At 46.5% G+C, this 17591-nt stretch carries 17 protein-coding genes; 3 read left to right on the top strand and 14 right to left on the bottom strand.

Annotated features, from left to right (window positions below):
* Nucleotides 1-37 precede the first annotated feature (37 nt).
* The 8 genes from MH144_RS12600 to MH144_RS12565 all read right to left on the bottom strand — a co-directional run bounded on the left by MH144_RS12600 (nt 38) and on the right by MH144_RS12565 (nt 8314).
* Nucleotides 38-946: a carbohydrate ABC transporter permease gene (locus MH144_RS12600; protein WP_239300246.1), complete on the bottom strand. Its 909-nt coding sequence runs from the start codon at nt 944-946 to the stop codon at nt 38-40.
* Nucleotides 947-959: 13 nt separating this feature from the next.
* Entirely contained in the window at nt 960-1949 is a 990-nt protein-coding gene (locus tag MH144_RS12595; protein ID WP_095290239.1) for an ABC transporter permease, read from the bottom strand.
* 549 nt (nt 1950-2498) lie between these two features.
* Entirely contained in the window at nt 2499-2762 is a 264-nt protein-coding gene (locus MH144_RS12590) for a YlbG family protein (protein WP_239300671.1), read from the bottom strand.
* Between the two features lie 87 nt (nt 2763-2849).
* A complete protein-coding gene (locus MH144_RS12585; RefSeq protein WP_239300242.1) occupies nt 2850-3290 on the bottom strand; it encodes a YlbF/YmcA family competence regulator in 441 nt (146 codons plus the stop codon).
* 126 nt (nt 3291-3416) lie between these two features.
* Complete coding sequence (locus tag MH144_RS12580; RefSeq protein ID WP_239300669.1) at nt 3417-4379, bottom strand: helicase-associated domain-containing protein; 963 nt, start codon at nt 4377-4379, stop codon at nt 3417-3419.
* Nucleotides 4303-5223, bottom strand: a complete 921-nt coding sequence (locus MH144_RS12575) for a hypothetical protein (protein WP_239300240.1) — start codon at nt 5221-5223, stop codon at nt 4303-4305. The genes MH144_RS12580 and MH144_RS12575 overlap by 77 nt, the downstream gene beginning before the upstream one ends.
* Nucleotides 5224-5271: 48 nt before the next feature.
* On the bottom strand, nt 5272-6963 hold the full coding sequence (locus MH144_RS12570) for a DNA repair helicase XPB (protein ID WP_239300238.1): 1692 nt from the start codon (nt 6961-6963) through the stop codon (nt 5272-5274).
* 178 nt (nt 6964-7141) lie between these two features.
* Nucleotides 7142-8314, bottom strand: a complete 1173-nt coding sequence (locus MH144_RS12565; RefSeq protein WP_239300236.1) for a M20 metallopeptidase family protein — start codon at nt 8312-8314, stop codon at nt 7142-7144.
* Nucleotides 8315-8523: 209 nt separating this feature from the next.
* Between MH144_RS12565 and MH144_RS12560 the strand changes: the two genes are divergently transcribed.
* Nucleotides 8524-8871 (top strand): YugN family protein, encoded by a 348-nt coding sequence (locus MH144_RS12560; RefSeq protein WP_095359371.1) that lies wholly within the window; start codon nt 8524-8526, stop codon nt 8869-8871.
* 13 nt (nt 8872-8884) lie between these two features.
* Nucleotides 8885-10180: a putative lipid II flippase FtsW gene (gene ftsW, locus MH144_RS12555; RefSeq protein ID WP_110759251.1), complete on the top strand. Its 1296-nt coding sequence runs from the start codon at nt 8885-8887 to the stop codon at nt 10178-10180.
* Between the two features lie 121 nt (nt 10181-10301).
* Here ftsW and MH144_RS12550 read toward each other — a convergent pair whose 3' ends face one another.
* Nucleotides 10302-10664 (bottom strand): Asp23/Gls24 family envelope stress response protein, encoded by a 363-nt coding sequence (locus tag MH144_RS12550; RefSeq protein ID WP_095290227.1) that lies wholly within the window; start codon nt 10662-10664, stop codon nt 10302-10304.
* 180 nt (nt 10665-10844) lie between these two features.
* Between MH144_RS12550 and cax the strand changes: the two genes are divergently transcribed.
* Nucleotides 10845-11915: a calcium/proton exchanger gene (cax, locus tag MH144_RS12545; protein WP_239300234.1), complete on the top strand. Its 1071-nt coding sequence runs from the start codon at nt 10845-10847 to the stop codon at nt 11913-11915.
* Nucleotides 11916-12099: 184 nt separating this feature from the next.
* Here cax and MH144_RS12540 read toward each other — a convergent pair whose 3' ends face one another.
* The 5 genes from MH144_RS12540 to MH144_RS12520 all read right to left on the bottom strand — a co-directional run bounded on the left by MH144_RS12540 (nt 12100) and on the right by MH144_RS12520 (nt 17163).
* The gene (locus MH144_RS12540) at nt 12100-12393 is read right to left on the bottom strand and encodes an Fpa/YlaN family protein (RefSeq protein ID WP_095290224.1); all 294 of its coding nucleotides are present in this window, start codon (nt 12391-12393) and stop codon (nt 12100-12102) included.
* A gap of 223 nt (nt 12394-12616) precedes the next feature.
* Nucleotides 12617-12862 (bottom strand): HPr family phosphocarrier protein, encoded by a 246-nt coding sequence (locus MH144_RS12535; protein ID WP_095290222.1) that lies wholly within the window; start codon nt 12860-12862, stop codon nt 12617-12619.
* Between the two features lie 96 nt (nt 12863-12958).
* A complete protein-coding gene (locus MH144_RS12530) occupies nt 12959-14074 on the bottom strand; it encodes an aminopeptidase (RefSeq protein WP_239300232.1) in 1116 nt (371 codons plus the stop codon).
* A gap of 105 nt (nt 14075-14179) precedes the next feature.
* Nucleotides 14180-15082, bottom strand: coding sequence for a hypothetical protein (locus MH144_RS12525; RefSeq protein ID WP_239300230.1), 903 nt, complete (start codon nt 15080-15082; stop codon nt 14180-14182).
* Nucleotides 15083-15180: 98 nt separating this feature from the next.
* The gene (locus tag MH144_RS12520; RefSeq protein ID WP_239300228.1) at nt 15181-17163 is read right to left on the bottom strand and encodes a sensor domain-containing diguanylate cyclase; all 1983 of its coding nucleotides are present in this window, start codon (nt 17161-17163) and stop codon (nt 15181-15183) included.
* Nucleotides 17164-17591: the final 428 nt, after the last annotated feature.

Here is a 17591-nt window from a genome sequence, read left to right as displayed (position 1 = left end):
GACAACAACTCCCTTTTTGATGATTTATTGGTATAGATCAGCCCTTGACGGAACCGATCATGACACCCTGAACGAAGTACCGCTGCAAAAACGGATAGATAATAATGACCGGAAGTGTTGATACAATAATGACTGCATAACGGACGAGTGCCGCCACTTCGGCTTTGTTATTTAGCGCCGAGGCTGATGAACCATCCATCATACCGGAGCCTTGAGCTGACATTTCCTGCAGGACAAGAATCTGTCTTAACACGAGCTGAAGTGGATATTTGGCCGAATCATTCAAATAAATCATTGCTGAGAAATAACTGTTCCAGTGACCTACACCGTAGAAGAGCGCCATAACGGCTATGATCGGCATGGACAGTGGCAGTACGATTTTGAAAAACAGCTTGAAATTAGAACAACCGTCGATCTGTGCAGCTTCCTGAAGCTCGCTCGGGATCGTTCCCTGGAAGAAGGTGCGAGAGACGATGATATTCCATACCGATGCTGCGGAAGGTAAAATCAGTGCCCACATGCTGTTAATCATGCCGAGCTCCTTAATCAGCAGATAACTCGGTACCAGCCCACCACCGAAGAACATCGTGAACATAAAGATGCCCATAAAGAACCCCCTGCCGACCAGGTCTCTTCTGCTCAGAGCATAGGCCGCAGGAATCGTGACCGCCAGGTTCACGGCAGTACCGACAACCGTATACAGAATAGTGTTCGCGTAGCCTGACCAGATCCGTTGATCCTGAAGCACGCGCTCATAGCCTTCAAACGTGATATCTTTCGGAAATAGCCACATTGCACCTGAAGCCACTTCCTTCGGATTGCTGATGGAGGCGCTAATCATATATACCAGCGGGTACGCCACAAGAAGGAAAGCAATCGTAACGTAGATATAATTCAAGGTTAGAAAAATTTTGTCTTGTCTCGTTTCCCGAATACCAGTTAACATTCAGCCTCCTCCTTTACCACAGACTGTTCTCACTCGTCTTGCGTACAATTTGGTTGACGGTAACGAGCAAAAACGCATTAATTACTGAGTTAAACAAGCCGACAGCAGTAGAGAAGCTGTACTGGGCATTTTCAAGACCTGAACGGTACACGAAAGTAGATATGACATCGGAAGATTCCATGTTCAGCGGATTCTGCATCAGGAGGATCTTCTCAAAGCCGACCCCCAGCAGACTCCCCATATTCAGAATGAGCAGGATGGTCATGGTTGGCACCAGCACGGGAATGTTAATGTGCCGAATACGCTGCAGCCTGTTTGCCCCGTCTATAATTGCTGCTTCATGCAAGCCAGGATCCACTCCAGACAACGCAGCAAGGTAAATGATCGTTCCCCAGCCCGCACTTTGCCATACCCCAGAGAGTACGTATACCGTCTTAAACCATGCAGGGCTTGTCAGAAAGGAGGGTGCATCTATTCCCATCCATTCGACGAAACGGATCAGGATTCCGGTTGATGGAGACAGGAAAGCAATCACCATACCAACCATAACGACAACCGAGATGAAATGAGGCGCATACGTGACGGTCTGGACCAGCTTTTTGAAACGTTTATGCTTCAGTTCATTAAACGCCAGAGCCAGAATAATCGGAATCGGAAACCCAACAGCCAGCTCATACAAACTGATCGCCAGTGTGTTCCACATCAAATCCCAGAAATAATAGGATTCAAAGAACCTTACAAAATGATCAAAACCTACCCAAGGACTCCCAAATACTCCGCGTACCGGATTGTAATTTTTGAACGCAATCTGGATACCGTACATGGGTCCGTAGTGAAAGATGAGAAAATACAGAAATGCGGGTGCGATAAACAAATACAGTTGCCAGTTTCTCCAGACCTTTTGCCATCGCTTTCTACTGATGTTCGGCTTGTATAATGTCTGCTGCCGATTGGCCGTTTTTACTTCCTGCACACAGGATCGCCTCCTTCTGTCGCTTCTCATGTTTGGGTCATACGCCGCAGGAAAACGTTGGAGCATTCATGTTGCATGTTAGTTTTGTTGGCGCAGCTGTAGTTTAACAATAGGGTATCACGCATTTTTTCGTAAATATGTCATTTTGTCAGGCTCCATAAATGTTGATACAACAAGGTTTTTTAACATTTCCCCTCCGTTTTAACAAATCAAAAATATGTTGTTTCCACCCAAAAGAAAGCGATTACAATTGAAAAAGTGGAAAATTACCAATTGAAAGTTTCGTGTGTACACGATTTTTTTTACAACGCGTTTACTTTTTTTAAGTGAATTCAACCCTTTAATGTCACTTTAATTGACACTTTAATAACAAAAACTTGCCTTCAACTCGTGTTTCCATCATTTTTTCATGGTCGGTATTTACCTACTGTTCATATGTATCACTGTCCTCAGGCTGGATCGAAACATGATCCCCAAAAGAAAAAGTCGCCATGAAGGCGACCTTTGATCAAATATGTTTTTATTATTCCACGCTTATGTCCAGTTCCACCAAATCACTAACGTTAAAGAGTGTATATTTTAAATTCCGTAAAAACTTGTTTTGTCCAACGTTTTGCTGGCATACTCTGTCTTGATTTCGTTGCGATAAGATCTTTCAATCTTGCGCACATAGGACAGCCGCTTCACATTTTTCATCGTATCTTCAGCCCGCTCTGCATTAACGTACATGACGACATAATGCATACGGCGGGAAATGTAATGTACGGTACCATACTTTTCGAGATTGCGGGCAGCTTTTAGATCACTAACCCAAATAATAAATCCTGTCCTTTCCGCAAACATCATTCTCCCCGCCCTTCTTATAATGGAGACCGGACGCTTCGAAGAGAAGGCCCGGTCTATATGGATTTTAATTCATTCGAAATTCAGTTAACCGCAGCTGCACTTGCCGCCACTTCCACAACCGCCACCTTTGGGGTTCGGGTCATTGCTCGGAACCTTGATTGTGGTAGAGACTGCATAAGCAATGGTCTCGGACATCTGGTGCAACATTTCATCGAGCGCTCTCTCCGCCTGCTTAAAGCGGACTACCGCTTCAATTTGTTCCAGTTCCTGTTCCAGAGCCTTTACCTGGTCTTTTGCAGCATGATAATCCGGGTGGAAGTGTCCAAAACGCTGTGTTTCTTCAAACAGTTCCTTTTTGGCATCCAGCTTGCGTATTCCCGCTTGAACCTCCGGATTGCTCTCAACTTGCTGCTTCCAATATAAATAATCCGATACTTCGGCAGATTGGTTAATCATGTCGCCCAGTTCATATGCGCCCGTCAACACTTGGGCCATATCGACCGTGTTCAATTCCGCTACGCTCATGAAATTCATCCTATCTATATATAAAGTTCTACGTAAGGTAGACTACTTTATCATAGCATATCCCCCGGTAGTTAAGAAGAGTTTTTCCTGCAAATAGAAAATAGGGGAACATAAGCTCTTCCTTCTTCAGATCTGCTCTGGAACGAGTAATCTGATCTGGTCCCAATCCATGGGAGAAATGGTGCACCGCTCTATTGTCCTCTCATCTAGCCCAGGTACAATCCAGCCTGTCAGTGTCCAATCGTCCTGGCCCTGAATTTGATCCGGAATAATGGTTACCTCGGACTGCTCGTTCCTCAGTCCCAGCTTGGTCTGCCATTCTATCGCTTTTGCTGTAATCTGACGTGTCGTGGACATGTGATATCGCCGCCAATCGTTATACCACATGTCGGGAATGGTGCCGAATGCGGGTAAACCATCCAACTGCTCCGCTATTGGCTGTCCGTGTTTATACGAAGATGCCCTATCCGGTTCATTTTGAATCAAGCCCTCCCGGCCATGCACATAAAAGCTTTCTCGCAGACCGCGAAGCCCAACTCTTGGCTCATGCTTGTGAATCACAGTACTTTTATCCTCCCATGACCCCTCGCGGCGTATATCGCTCAGCTGTATACTTTGTATCTCCTCTGCATTTCCCCCACTCTGTGCCTTCAATCGCTCCCATTCTTTTCCCCACTGTTGAATTGCGAGGTACACATGCTCCGGGACTCCCGCAGCAGCATGGCGGCGCAGAAATTCCACCACCTTGTCAGACGTAAACCCGTGATGTGATGCATTTACAATTTGTTCTTTGGTCACCCGGTAGATGCTCATGCGATCACAGATCAGCAGTTCGGCGCAGTTCTCTATTTTCCAGCGTACCTGAGGGACTACCTCTGCCGGGACCATAATTTCGAAGTCAGGCTGCACAAAGAAAACATTCTTATCGCTTTCCAGTTCCTGCTGTACTTTCAAGGCTAACAGTTCATGAGGCTCAACCAACCAGCGAAAAAACAAATCACCCGAAGCATTTTCACCACTCTCTCCGTACCCCCACCCAGCCAGTGCGTTTAGCCAGCTCTGAATATATCCAGGCAGGCCGCCCGGCATTGCTGTCACTGTCCTTGAAATGTGGAATCAGTTCTGAAATATTCAACCAGGTCTCCTTTCCTTTACCAAGCAAGACCAGGCGATAGCGAAAATGTTGTTCTGCAGGATTGGTTACACCATATCGTTCCATGCATACCTTGAATATTTCACGATGCATGCACGACCACGACTGCTCTAACCAGTGACCCAGAGTTTCATCATGTATGCTTATTTTCTCTTGATTCTTATGGAGAAGCCCCAAAGCAAGCAGCATGTCCAGCACAATGGCAACATGAACAGGGTAGATATCCGGATGTTCGTAGTCTAGATTCAATGCGGCAAAATCATCAGGACATAAATGAGTCAAAGCGGTCAATCGCTGCAGCATTCTCTTGTGAATTGTACCTTTATTTGTCAGTGTGAGCCCTTCTCTTGCGATCCAGGCCAATATATGAATGATTTCAGTAGCGATATCAGGCCTGGCTTCACGAATAACGTGAATCTGATCACTACTGACCATCTGGGTACCAGATTCCTTCTGATCCTCTTTCTGTCTTACCAATGGAAGTTTCCCAACTCTATGAGCGTAGGCTACGGTTAATGCAGGAATATAACGCAGCGGAATGTAGTACAGGTTCTCTCCCCAAGTTTTACGAACCGCCTCGATCCACCCTTTTTGTCTCAGATGTATAAAACCTAATCTGGCTTCTGCCCCACTCAATCCTTCTTCCGCAGACTCAGTGGTGGTCATCATCACGGAAAAGGGTTGACACGCATGTTTGTGAAAAAGAGCACCAAGTACTGAAAGTTCTGTGGCTGACAGTTCCATTATTTCATCGATATCCACTGCTTCATGTCCAAGCACTACTTTGCTCCCACCTTTCCTTCTCCCACGCTAACACTTAATGGTGACTTAAGTATGTTCATGTATTATGGAGTATTCATATCCCTGCTCGACCAAAAACATCTGACGGCGCAATGCAAACTCCTGTTCCTTGCTATCCTCTGATACCAGCGCATAGAAATATGCTCTATTGTCACCAGGCTTAGGTCTCAATATCCTGCCCAGTCGCTGAGCCTCTTCCTGCCTGGAACCATAACTTCCCGATATCTCAAGCGCAACAGCAGCGTCAGGAAGATCGACAGCAAAATTCGCCACCTTGGAAACTACAATCGTTTTAATTTCGCCCCGCCGAAAGGATTCGAACCACTTGACTCTTTCGTGTTGTGACATCGTACCCGAGATCAGCGGAGCGTCAATTTCCCGGGCAATGGTTTCGAGCTGGTCCAGATACTGACCGATCACAAGTGCAGGCAAACCATCATGTTGATGTAGTAATCGTCTGATCACTTGTAACTTTGCCGGATTTTCCGCTGCAAGACGAAACTGATGTTTTCCTTCTGCCTCCAGATAGGTCGTTCTCAGATCTGTTGAAAAAGGAACTCGTATCTCCTGACACTGCACATTAGCAATCCATCCCTGCCGCTCGAGGTCTTTCCATGGCATATCGTACAGTTTAGGACCAATGAGCGAGAATACATCCTGTTCACATCCATCTTCCCTCACCAACGTTGCAGTCAATCCCAGTCTTCGCGTAGCTTGAATATCCGCAGTTGCCCGAAAGACAGGAGCAGGTAACAAATGCACCTCATCATAAATGATAAGCCCCCATTCCCGCTCACTCAGCAATTTAATGTGAGTAAAATCGGAATCTTTGGATTTTCGGTGTGTAAGAATCTGATACGTAGCCACCGTGACAGGCCGAACCTGTTTTTTCTGACCGGAGTACTCCCCGATTTGATCCGAAGTAAGGGTAGTTTTGTCCTGTAATTCCTGAATCCACTGCCTCACAGAGGTCGTATTGGAAGTCAGGATGAGGCATTCACATTGAAGACGTTCAAGCACAGCCATGCCAATCACTGTTTTTCCAGCTCCACAAGGCAGCACGAGCAGCCCGCTCCCTCCCATGCCCTCACTTCCCTCAAATGCGTCTACAGCTTCCTTCTGATAAGAACGCAGTTCAAAGGCTTTCTGTTCCACATCGGTTTCATGATGTGTATTCTTTTCATTTTTCCAACCAAACGACAGACGTGTTCCGGGGCGATAGCCTGCATAATCAAGCACAGGGTAGCCCAGACGCGTCAATTCTTGCTTGAGCAACCCCCGCTGTTCTCCGCGAACGACAAGCTCATCCCAGGCAACACGCTCCATCCGAAAGGCCGCAATGGTTTTGAGCCCGCTTAATTCATCTAACAGTTGTTCACTATCTCCAACCAGGCGCAGGTGCTGGCGATCCTGCTCCCAATGAAGCTTCAATTTTCCGTATTGTTCTACGATTCTCCGAATATCCTGCACAAGTGCCGCGGGTACATTCCAGCGAGAAACGGACTCGAGATTGCTAACGACTTGTTCCGCACTCCATCCCAGTGCTGCAGCATTCCACAGGGATAATGATGTCATCCGATAGGTATGGAATCCCTCCGGCGTCTTTACAAGTTCGGCGAATACGGTTAGTCGTGCCCGTGCCTGCTCAAATCGCGGATGACCCACTTCCAGCAAAATCGTAAAATCCCGTTGAACAATACAGGCATCCGTCTTCTCCATGTCTGCTCCTCCGATCCGCTACCGATTACGTTGTGCTTCAAGATAGATTCTCATGACAAAAAGTTCAGTTCCGGCACACCCAGAAATGAACCTTTACAGCCGACACCTACCCAGTAAATTTGTAAAAAAAGAGCACCCTACTTCTAAGAGTAGGATGCCCAACTATACCCAAATCATTCTATTTACCACCCATATAATCGGTAGCCATGGCAATAAAGAGCTTAACCGCATGCTGCATGGCATCTTCATCAAAATCAAACTTTGGATGATGATGCGGATAGATGGCGTCTTTGTCCGGATTCCCTGCCCCGACAAACATGAAGCAGCCTGGAACCTGCTGCAAATAATAAGCGAAATCTTCTGCTGGCATCAGCATCGGAGACGTGTGCACTTGTTCATCTCCGAACACCTGAACAGCATTGCGGAAGAAGCGGTCCGTTTCTTGCTTATCATTGACAACAGGCGGATAACCCATGATGTAGTTCACTTCCGTCTGTGCCCCGTATGCACCGCCTGTCTGGGAAACGATGCGATGTACACGTTCCTTCATTTCGGCTCTCGTTTCTTCATCAAACGTCCGGACTGTTCCGCTCATTTTACAGGACTCGGCAATGACATTCTGGGCAGAACCTGCCTGCATTGTACCAATCGTCAGCACCGCTGGTCGCAGCGGATCCACGGAACGGCTGACCACCGTCTGCAGCTGCATGACCAGTGCAGAGCCTGCAACCAGACTATCCACGGTCGACTGCGGCATACCGCCATGGCCACCCTTTCCTTTGATCTCGATATAAAAGTCGTCAGCAGCCGCCATCAACGGTCCTTCCTTGCTGGCTGCCACTCCGACCGGAAGAGGTGTCCACAGATGGATGCCATAGATCACATCCACGCCTTCAAGTGCACCATCCGCAATGACTTTCACAGCCCCGCCAGGAAGCAGTTCTTCCGCAGGCTGAAACAAAAAGCGAATCTCGCCTTGGATACCAGCCTTGTGCTTGCTGAAATACAATGCCGTTCCAAGTAAAATGGAAACATGACCGTCATGACCGCAAGCATGCATTGCTCCTGCCTTCTGTGAAGCATACTCTACGTCCTTCTCATCCTGGATTGGCAGTGCATCCATATCAGCCCGAAGCATGACGACAGGACCAGGCTTGTCTCCTCTAATCGTACCGATTACACCATGACCACCTACATGACGTTTCACTTCAACTCCAAAGCTCTCCAGCATATCCGCTACAAAAGAAGATGTCTTTTCCTCATGAAAGGAAACCTCGGGATTGCGATGAAGATGACGCCGCCATTCCACCATATGGATTTGCAGATCGTCCCACCATATATTATTTGTCATTTTCTCCCCATCCTTTCGATCTTGAACGGAACTTTCATCAAGTCCGAACCATCCTCTTCAAACCTATTGCTGTATATTGTAGCAGAATTGGAAGAAAACCGATACGAAACGCCTTGGGAAAGCTTGCACGGGAAGGGGAAACATACTATCATGAACTAGAGAAATGCACGAGAATTATACTCGGAAGCTATGAGGAGGATCAGACGCTTATGATTTTTGAGAATACAGGCTTGGATGGCTTGAAAAGCGACTTGGCATACCTGGATGAGAGCGCCGAGAAAGTCGGATTTGTCCGGTGGCAATGGGAGTATTACCGTGCTACATATGACTACAAAATTGAAGATGACAACACCAACTCAGAATACTTTGTACGTATTAATACCCGTGTAGTAGATGGCAAACTTGAAAAACCAGATACCGTGCTCTCTGTCGAGGCTGTTTACCTTGGCAAAGCAACCTTTCCGCACGGTCTCGATTATGACTCTACCGTTCCGCAGCCAGTCGTGAAGCTGGCAGCCCAAAAATTGCAGCAGCTCAAAGAACTGCTGGAAGCATAGGCTGGGCCAAACCATGAAACAACAATCGGCCCAAACGAAAACGAAGAGAGGCACGCCGGATTTCCAACTGCTAATCCTCACTTTATTGTTAGTGGGCTTTGGACTGCTGATGGTATTCAGCTCCAGTTCCAGCATTGCAATTGCAAACAGTAGCTTTAACAATGATCCCCTATACTTCACGAAAAAACAACTCATGTGGGCGGTTATCGGTTTAGTTGGTATGTTCTTTGCCATGAACATTCGTTTTAATAAATACAAGAAGCTTTATGCACCTTTTTTCCTGTTTACCACGGTATTGCTAGTGCTTGTACTTGTTACAGGCGCAATGTTGAACGGTGCACGAAGCTGGATCCGCATCTTTGGCTTTAGTCTTCAGCCTGCGGAGTTCGCCAAAATTGCCATAATACTATACCTTTCTGCACTGATCACCAAAAAAGGAGAGCGCTTCAGGGACCTCAAGACAGGTTATATCCCGGTTCTTGTTATTGTTGGATTCATTGCAGGATTGATCATGCTGCAGCCGGACTTCGGTACCTGCTTCATTCTGGTTTCCACCTGTGGTCTCGTCATCTATGCAGGCGGAGCAAGCATGAAGCATATTATGGGTTCGATCCTGCTAGTTGTTCTGGGAGGGGCACTTGCACTCGGCGCGAATGCCCTCTTCTCCTCCATGTCTCCTTCAGACGCTGTTGACAGTACTACTGCAGCCTCTGCCGAGCAGAATTACAAGATCGGGCGTATTCAGGCATTCCTTGATCCGTTATCGGACACTAGTGGTGGAAGTCTCAACCTTTTCCGCTCCCTTGTGGCTATCGGCGATGGCGGAATGACCGGTTCGGGTATTGGACAAGGTACGATGAAGCTTCACTATCTGCCGAATGCGTATAATGACTTCATTTTCTCTGTAATCGGTGAAGAGCTTGGTTTCCTGGGGAGTACACTATTCCTTTTGGTTTATCTGTACTTTATCTGGCGAGGCATTATTGTTTCTCTGCGCTGTCCCGATCCGTTCGGAACGCTGGTGGGTATCGGAATCATGGGATTGATCGCCATTCAGGCGTTCATTAACATTGGAGGTGTGACCCAGACCATACCTGTGACGGGGGTTACCCTTCCGTTTATCAGTTATGGAGGTACATCACTCTTTGTGATGATGGTGGCCATGGGTATTCTGCTCAGTATCTCGCGCACCAATAACCAGGACGTCATTAAAGAAGAGCGAACCAAGTCCGTAACGGTACAAACACAAACACGTACTTCTCCGGCTCTTCGTTCACGGGATTCCAAATCCATTCGGCGCATTCGTTAACAGGTGTACCGGAATAAAAAAAGACTTCGCATCCTAGGGATGTGAAGTCTTTTTTGGGTTAACTGGAGCTCAAAGAACACCAACGATCATCTGCTCTCCAGTTAAATTGGAGGTTAATACCTTACAGGTCGTCGCCTTTGAAGGATACGCCTTCTACCTTCACGTTCACTTCGACAACGCGCAATCCGGTCATGGTCTCTACCGCTTCTCTCACATTCTGTTGAAGCATACGGGATACTTCATGAATCGGTGTCTCGTACAGGACGATGATGCGCAGATCAATGGCTGCTTCCAGTTGGCCGACCTCAACGCCTACGCCTTTCTGTACGTTTTTACCGCTGAGACGTTTGGCCCAGCCCTCTGACAATCCTCCAGACATTGCGGCAATCCCGGGTGTCTCCATCGCAGCCATTCCGGCAATTTTCGCCACCACGTCATCGGCAATCCGGATGTTACCGCCTTCTAGTTGAAGTTGTTCTGCCATGCCACATCCTCCTTCACTTCGTTACTCGTATTTTAAATCCTTTCCACCCCAAAAAGCAAATTAAACTCGAAAACATGCGTTTACAACCTACCACCATTTGGTTATATTGAAATATGAAAATAATCTCATAAGGCTTTCATTGTCATTTAAAACAAAATAATTTTAACCGAGGTGTTTGTTGTGAGAAACCGGATTTCATCCATTTTGCTGATTGTCACCTTTGCCCTCAGCGCCATTGCCCACTATCTGCATTGGAATCCGATCCTGCAGTTTGTGATTTCAGCCATTTCGGTTATTTTTGTGGCCGGTTTTTTAGGGAAAGCCACCGAAAATGTTGCGCATTATGCCGGACAGCGGCTTGGCGGATTCTTGAATGCAACGTTCGGCAACGCTGCCGAATTGATCATTGCCATTTTCCTGGTCAAAGAAGGATTATTCGACATGGTCAAAGCCAGCCTGACCGGTTCCATTATCGGAAACCTGCTGCTGGTGCTCGGGCTAAGCATCTTTGCCGGAGGACTCAAGTTTAAAATTCAAAATTACAACGTCTCCCTTGCGGGACTAAACGGCTCTCTGATGATCGTGGCGATTATTGCCCTCTTCATTCCGGCTGTTTTTCTCAATACCCACTCCATTACTCAAAAGGACACAGATACGCTCAGCCTGATTGTCGCAGGGCTGTTGATTATTGCCTATATCGCTTGGCTCTTATTCTCGATGGTAACACACAAGAATTATCTTGCAGATGTCACTGTCGATGAAGACGAAGAATTGCCGCATGAACATGCGCCGGCATGGTCCAAGAAAAAATCAATCCTTTACCTGGTTATCGCCACGGTTATGGTAGCTTTTGTCAGTGAATGGCTCGTAGGTACTCTCGAGGTATTTACCGAAGAATTTGGTCTGAGCGAATTGTTCGTTGGTGCATTTTTGGTTGCGATTATCGGTAATGCGGCCGAACACAGTGCAGCCATTATGCTTGCCATGAAAAACAAGATCGGTGCCGCTGTAGAGATTGCAGTCGGCAGCAGCTTGCAAATCGCACTTTTTGTTGCACCTGTGCTGATTTTTGTGAGTTACTTCATGGGCAGAACCATGGATATCGTCTTCACAACGATTGAGCTCGTTGCCATTGGAGTATCCGTTTTTATCGCCAAGTCGATTACCCAGGATGGTTCAACGAACTGGTATGAGGGACTGCTCCTGCTGGTTGTGTACATTATTCTGGGGGTATCCTTCTTCCTGGTATAACCTTAAAAGCAATATAAATTCAGACATAATAGCGAATATCAAAAGCAGCCCGGAGACTCGTTTCCGGACTGCTTTTTTGATGCTCGGCTTATAGAGCCCTTCTATCATTGTCACACGTTAAAACACACAAAAAAAGCATGCAAAACTCCTGCATGCCTTCTATTCTGACCCGCACGATAGCAGGCTATTGCTCATTCTTTTTGTTCAAAGCTTCATATAGAATTGCCAGATTCCGCTCAAGCGCGCTTACCAGCTGCTTACCAGCACCTTCCGGAAGAAGCCCTGCACGAACAGCAAAATCGACTTCCTTGGAGAACCCATACATCTGTGTATCCAATACTTCCTCATAGAGAGGGCAGTAGCGGGTAGCCAGATTCTCCATCTGTACTTCAATAAGCTTCTGTATTTTATCTGCATCTTCTTGAAGAAGACTGATCGCTTTCATGTTCAGCTGGTCCTGCAGATCAGATGAAGTCATGCATTTTTCCCCCCTATGTCCCAAAAATCGCGTAAAGACGTTCTACCTCTAATATTAGACGAAATCAGGAGCTAATACAAGAACCTGACCAAAATAACCACTTAAAACGAAGGGTTGGACAGCACGTATTTTAACTCCTTGGCAACGGACTCACAGAACCTGTACATTTGTGTACACGAAAAAGCACCCCCGCCAATACAGGCGGAGATGCTTCCTGGAATGATTACTCGGATGCGATGCTTACATTCAGGCCATGTTTGGCAAATACTTCTGACATGGCTGCTTTGGCTTCGTCTGCATCTGGTCCATGAACGTGAAGTTCATAGCTGTGTGTGCTGATCAGCGTGGTAAACAAACCGAGAATACTTTTCACATCAATATACTTGTTCTCCGAATGAAGCACGATTGAAGAAGTAAACTTGCCTGCTGTTTGAGCAATTTCCACTACAGCCGCGTTATTACTCGACATAGGAATCCCTCCGTCTTTTCACATTTGGTATCATCTATTAATTACCACTACATGATACCGTGAATCCGCTTTCCTAGCAACAGCAAAATCCCGCTGTTACTTCAATTGGTCCGGATTCAGGCATTCCAGCTCTGGAATCACGAAGATGCCGTCTTTGCGAATCAGCACATCGTCGAAGTAAATTTCCCCACCGCCGTAGTCTGGGCGCTGAATCAACACAAGATCCCAGTGAATGGAGGAACGGTTTCCATTGTCCGTTTCTTCGTATGCCTGCCCAGGAGTAAAGTGCAGACTGCCTGCAATTTTCTCATCAAACAGAATATCCTTCATTGGATGCAGAATATGCGGATTGAAGCCAATTGCGAATTCACCAATATGACGTGCACCTTCATCAGAATTCAGAATCTCATTCAGGCGTTCTGTATCGTTGCTTGTCGCTTCAACAATCTTGCCATCCTTGAAAGTGAACTTGATGTTTTCAAATGTTACGCCGTTATACAGGGTTGCTGCATTATAGCTGATTGTTCCGTTTACAGAATCACGCACAGGCGCACTGTAAACTTCGCCATCAGGAATATTTTTTTGACCGGAGCATTTCACTGCACCGATATCTTTAATGGAGAAGCTCAGATCCGTTCCTGGTCCTGTAATACGAACTTTGTCCGTACGGTTCATCAGGTTAGCCAGGGAATCCTGTGCTTTGTCCATTTTGGCATAATCCAGGTTGCACACATCGAAATAGAAATCTTCGAAAGCTTCCGTGCTGGTATTCGCAAGCTGCGCCATGCTGGCATTCGGGTAACGAAGCACAACCCATTTCGTATGTTTAACCCGCTGCTCGCTATGTACCGGATGGGAATACAGGGAGTTATACATTTTCATTTTTTCTTCCGGCACGTCGGACAGGTCGTTCACATTTTCGCCTGCACGGATACCAATATAACAATCCATTTGTTTCATGCGGTTCAGGTCAATCTCTGCCCAGGTTTTCATCATCTCTTCTGTAGCATTTTTCAACATGGCACGTTGTACTGTCTTGTCGGTCAGCTGTACAAAAACATTGCCGCCTTTTTTGCCTACTTCTTCAATAATAGCGTTGATCAGATCACGTTCCGATCCAATCATCTCAACCAGCACGTTCTCGCCAGGCTGTACATCTACAGAGTAGCCAACCAGGTTAGCTGCAAGTTTCTGAATTCGTGGGTCCTTCATCTCGTAAATCCTCCTGTCATCTGCCATTCAAAAATTGAACAACGGTAAATTACGATACTATTGTAGCACGCTACAGCAATCCCGTCAGCAGGCAGACCCCACCGTCTAATCATATGTTTTAAAATTAACATCCATCACCAGAGCTTCTTTATTGCTTTTGTTGCTTGCATCTTGGTACGTCACCTGGCTTTCCGAAGAGAGGCGCAATGGCAAACTGGTCTTGCGATCCACGGTAAGATGATATACCGTTTGCACTTTGGCCTGTTTCATCATCTGCTCCATACTGGCTTCACCCTGCTGCCAAACCCGGCTCAATTCCTTCTCAAGCTTCGCCTTGCTTGTCCCTTTGAAATTACTCGCCCTATGCATATATTCTGCCCTAATCGCGTTCATCTCGTCATTCAACTGGGTCGTGGCCCAGACCTTGGCATCTTCAGGTGCCAGTTCAATCCGCAGGATCCGTGTTCTTCGACCAGAACCGTATTCGGATTTTATCGTTTTGTTCATCCGGTCAATATTCTCCAATTGGGCAATGGGGTTGTAACGGGACAGCGAGCCACGGAGTGGTTCTTGCTCTGAAGTCAACGCCTCCCATTGTCCCTTTTTTCGCTGAAAAGAAGCGCTGAAGCCGCTTGGTTGGGCAGCCCGATTAGTGGAAGCGGTACTCATGCCGTCTGGCTTACCTGATCCTGCTGCAGTGACGGCTCCTGGAAGTCGTGTCTGCAACGTTAACTGATCATGGTTCTCCAGCTTCCCTTCGAATTTGAATTGATTTTCAAAAAGTCCGCTGCTCTCTCGTCTCAACCCTGCTTCCCCTACAAAATCCAGCTTCTCCTTACCTGCAATTCCGGATAAGGCCATGGAGAAAACTTCTTCCGGAGTGCGTTCACGTTGTATCAGCGTGCAGCCTGGTGCAGAAATGATAACAATACTCAAAAGCAGCATTAATGTACGCATACGCTGTCTTGTAATCATGTACAATCCATCCTTCCGTCCAAGGTTCTCCATAGCCTGCCCCTCCTGTATACCCTTATACTTCACAGCAACGCAAACTTTGCTGCAAAAGAAAAAGAGAGAACGACTCCAATCCATGGAATTGTTCTCTCTTAGCGTGTAACTTCCTGGTCTTCCAGCACAATCCGGTTGCGTCCGTTATGTTTGGCCTCGTACAGCGCCATATCCGCCCGGTAAAATAATGATTCCACACTGACCTTGTCATCCATCCAGTTCCACTCGGCTATACCACTGGATACGGTTACGGGTGGCCTGGTTTCCTCCGCTACTCGACTGCGTATGACCTCTGCAAACTCCAGTGCTTGGCGGATCCCCAGCTGCGGCACATAAATGGCCAGCTCTTCGCCACCCCACCGGGCACAGATATCATCGGAACGAACGGCGGATTTAACAATATCACTAACCTGTTTCAACACCTGGTCCCCGGTTTGATGGCCAAATGTGTCGTTCACCTGTTTAAACTGATCGATATCAACCACAATTAATGAACCACAGAATTCATGGGCCTGCTTTTCGTGAATGACACTATCTAGATAATGTCTGACGTACAATCCAGTCAACATATCAAGGTTAGCCAAACGGCGAACCTCCGCATGCAGCGTTGCATTCGATAGAGCCAGTCCTACGTGAATGGACAGCATCTGCAGCAGACGATAATTATCGTATGAGAAATATTGCTGTTTGGGATGGCCCAGCAAAATGGTTCCCTTCACTTGACCATTCACTCGAATCGGTGAAGCCATAAGTGACATGGAGCTGGTAATCTCCATAAATACGGAAGACACTTTGGTATACTGTGCATAATTGGACAGAATGAGCGGTTCTTCGGTCTGATACAGCAGACCCGCGATACCGTAATCCAGCGAAAAGGATTTATGACGCAGTTCTCCAATGCTGGATGACATCACCTCGAAACGATTCGTGGTGTCATTCAATTGAAGAATACAACAGGATTCAGCTTGAAAAATGTCCTTTAATTCCAACTCGGCAATTTGATAGATCTCTTTTAGCTGCAGACTTTTATTTAGACGTTGTGTCAAATCATTGATTAGACGAAGTTCCTGAATCAGCATGTTCGATTGCTCATGCAATTTGGCATTCTCAAAAGCGGTTCCTGCCATATCCGCCATCATGGTGATGAGTTGCAAGTCGGGCTCTTCCATGAGCTCGTCATTCATCTCGATGTGAAATACACCATAGATGCCCTGCTTCCCCTTGAGCGGAAGTCCAACCTCCACAATACGATTCTCCCCCTGATCGGACCGGATTACTATCGTTTGTCCATCTTTAAATGAACGGAGACAGATATCTTCCCCATGTTCATGGACAAGCAAGGGTCTGATTCTCGGATTGGAACTGTTGCGATCTTGGGACATGTACAGATTCATGTGTGTGGTCGGATACAAATAATCGATACTGTCAAATACCTCGTCCAATATGGCATCCACGTCCATTTTGTCATGCATCCGCTGGACAATCTGAAAAAGAATGGACCTCCGATGCTCTTCACGCGCCGTTTGCTCATGAGCTTTTAGCAGATCCGCCATAAATATGTATTCAAATCTTCGGTAAAAGCAAGTACGATAATGCGCTGCCTCAGATCGAACAATCTCTTCAGACGTTTCATATCGATTAGGCTCGTAAAAAAAGGCAGTAAACACGGCGAACATATCCTTGTTGAGTCTGGAAAACAAAGGCTCGGCAATGTATAGGAAATCCCCGTATTCATCTGAACCCCGCAATGATTGCGCCTTTCCAGTTTCAAGACACTTCATTACCGTCTGACCTGATACAGGCCTGTCCATAGACTCATCGGCGGTCGTCGCTACACAATTACCTTCTGTATTCCACACGCTGTAGATCGCAGATGATCCGTTCCAGTTTGAATCATGCTGAGTCAGCCAATCCGTATAGGCTTGCTGCAGCAAGTTTTTCAAATATGAAAAATCAAAAGGTGTGATATCCATTTGCTGCATCCAGAACGCATGCTCATTACGCTGAGCTGCAGAAGATGCGGAATCGCCCGAACTTGGCGAATGCATGCTGGCCGGTAAACTTCCTAGATGTTCTAACATGTCAGGCGCTCCTTTGCACCGTTTTTGCACCCTTTAAAGGGATGCATTAATCTGCAGACTTTATCGCAAACCTGCAAAAACCTTATGATAACCTTAATGTACATGATCATTTAAAGTTAAGATACATTCTATTTTACTCTCTTTAAATCTTTTTTGCATCCATATTTCAGAAAATCGTCCCATTTTTTTGGGCCTAATGACCTATCGACAAATTTAGACTTTTTTTTGCCTTTCTCCTACTCTTGACTTTGTCTCATTTAAACTGTAATATAAATTGTTGATGAAGACTACTAATGGGTCTTTAAATTTGGGCATTACCGGTTGTGTCACCCTCATTCTTTTTGTTGCTTTCAGGACAGCGGCTGAACTTTCCTGATTGACGTATGTGTGGCCTTGCCCGCATCAACAAATTGGAGCGCAAACAGAGC

This window comes from Paenibacillus sp. ACRRY (genome assembly GCF_022346995.1).
Taxonomy (GTDB): Bacteria; Bacillota; Bacilli; order Paenibacillales; family Paenibacillaceae; genus Paenibacillus.
This window is presented reverse-complemented; position numbering and strand designations above follow the sequence as displayed.

What these genes read in the sequence shown, in the direction of transcription:
- MH144_RS12600 (WP_239300246.1), bottom strand. Translation starts at nt 946, where the DNA reads ATGTTAACTGGTATTCGGGAAACGAGACAAGACAAAATTTTTCTAACC.
- MH144_RS12595 (WP_095290239.1), bottom strand. Translation starts at nt 1,949, where the DNA reads ATGAGAAGCGACAGAAGGAGGCGATCCTGTGTGCAGGAAGTAAAAACG.
- MH144_RS12590 (WP_239300671.1), bottom strand. Translation starts at nt 2,762, where the DNA reads ATGTTTGCGGAAAGGACAGGATTTATTATTTGGGTTAGTGATCTAAAA.
- MH144_RS12585 (WP_239300242.1), bottom strand. Translation starts at nt 3,290, where the DNA reads ATGAGCGTAGCGGAATTGAACACGGTCGATATGGCCCAAGTGTTGACG.
- MH144_RS12580 (WP_239300669.1), bottom strand. Translation starts at nt 4,379, where the DNA reads ATGCCGGGCGGCCTGCCTGGATATATTCAGAGCTGGCTAAACGCACTG.
- MH144_RS12570 (WP_239300238.1), bottom strand. Translation starts at nt 6,963, where the DNA reads ATGGAGAAGACGGATGCCTGTATTGTTCAACGGGATTTTACGATTTTG.
- MH144_RS12565 (WP_239300236.1), bottom strand. Translation starts at nt 8,314, where the DNA reads ATGACAAATAATATATGGTGGGACGATCTGCAAATCCATATGGTGGAA.
- MH144_RS12560 (WP_095359371.1), top strand. Translation starts at nt 8,524, where the DNA reads ATGATTTTTGAGAATACAGGCTTGGATGGCTTGAAAAGCGACTTGGCA.
- ftsW (WP_110759251.1), top strand. Translation starts at nt 8,885, where the DNA reads ATGAAACAACAATCGGCCCAAACGAAAACGAAGAGAGGCACGCCGGAT.
- MH144_RS12550 (WP_095290227.1), bottom strand. Translation starts at nt 10,664, where the DNA reads ATGGCAGAACAACTTCAACTAGAAGGCGGTAACATCCGGATTGCCGAT.
- MH144_RS12540 (WP_095290224.1), bottom strand. Translation starts at nt 12,393, where the DNA reads ATGACTTCATCTGATCTGCAGGACCAGCTGAACATGAAAGCGATCAGT.
- MH144_RS12535 (WP_095290222.1), bottom strand. Translation starts at nt 12,862, where the DNA reads ATGTCGAGTAATAACGCGGCTGTAGTGGAAATTGCTCAAACAGCAGGC.
- MH144_RS12530 (WP_239300232.1), bottom strand. Translation starts at nt 14,074, where the DNA reads ATGAAGGACCCACGAATTCAGAAACTTGCAGCTAACCTGGTTGGCTAC.
- MH144_RS12525 (WP_239300230.1), bottom strand. Translation starts at nt 15,082, where the DNA reads ATGGAGAACCTTGGACGGAAGGATGGATTGTACATGATTACAAGACAG.
- MH144_RS12520 (WP_239300228.1), bottom strand. Translation starts at nt 17,163, where the DNA reads ATGTTAGAACATCTAGGAAGTTTACCGGCCAGCATGCATTCGCCAAGT.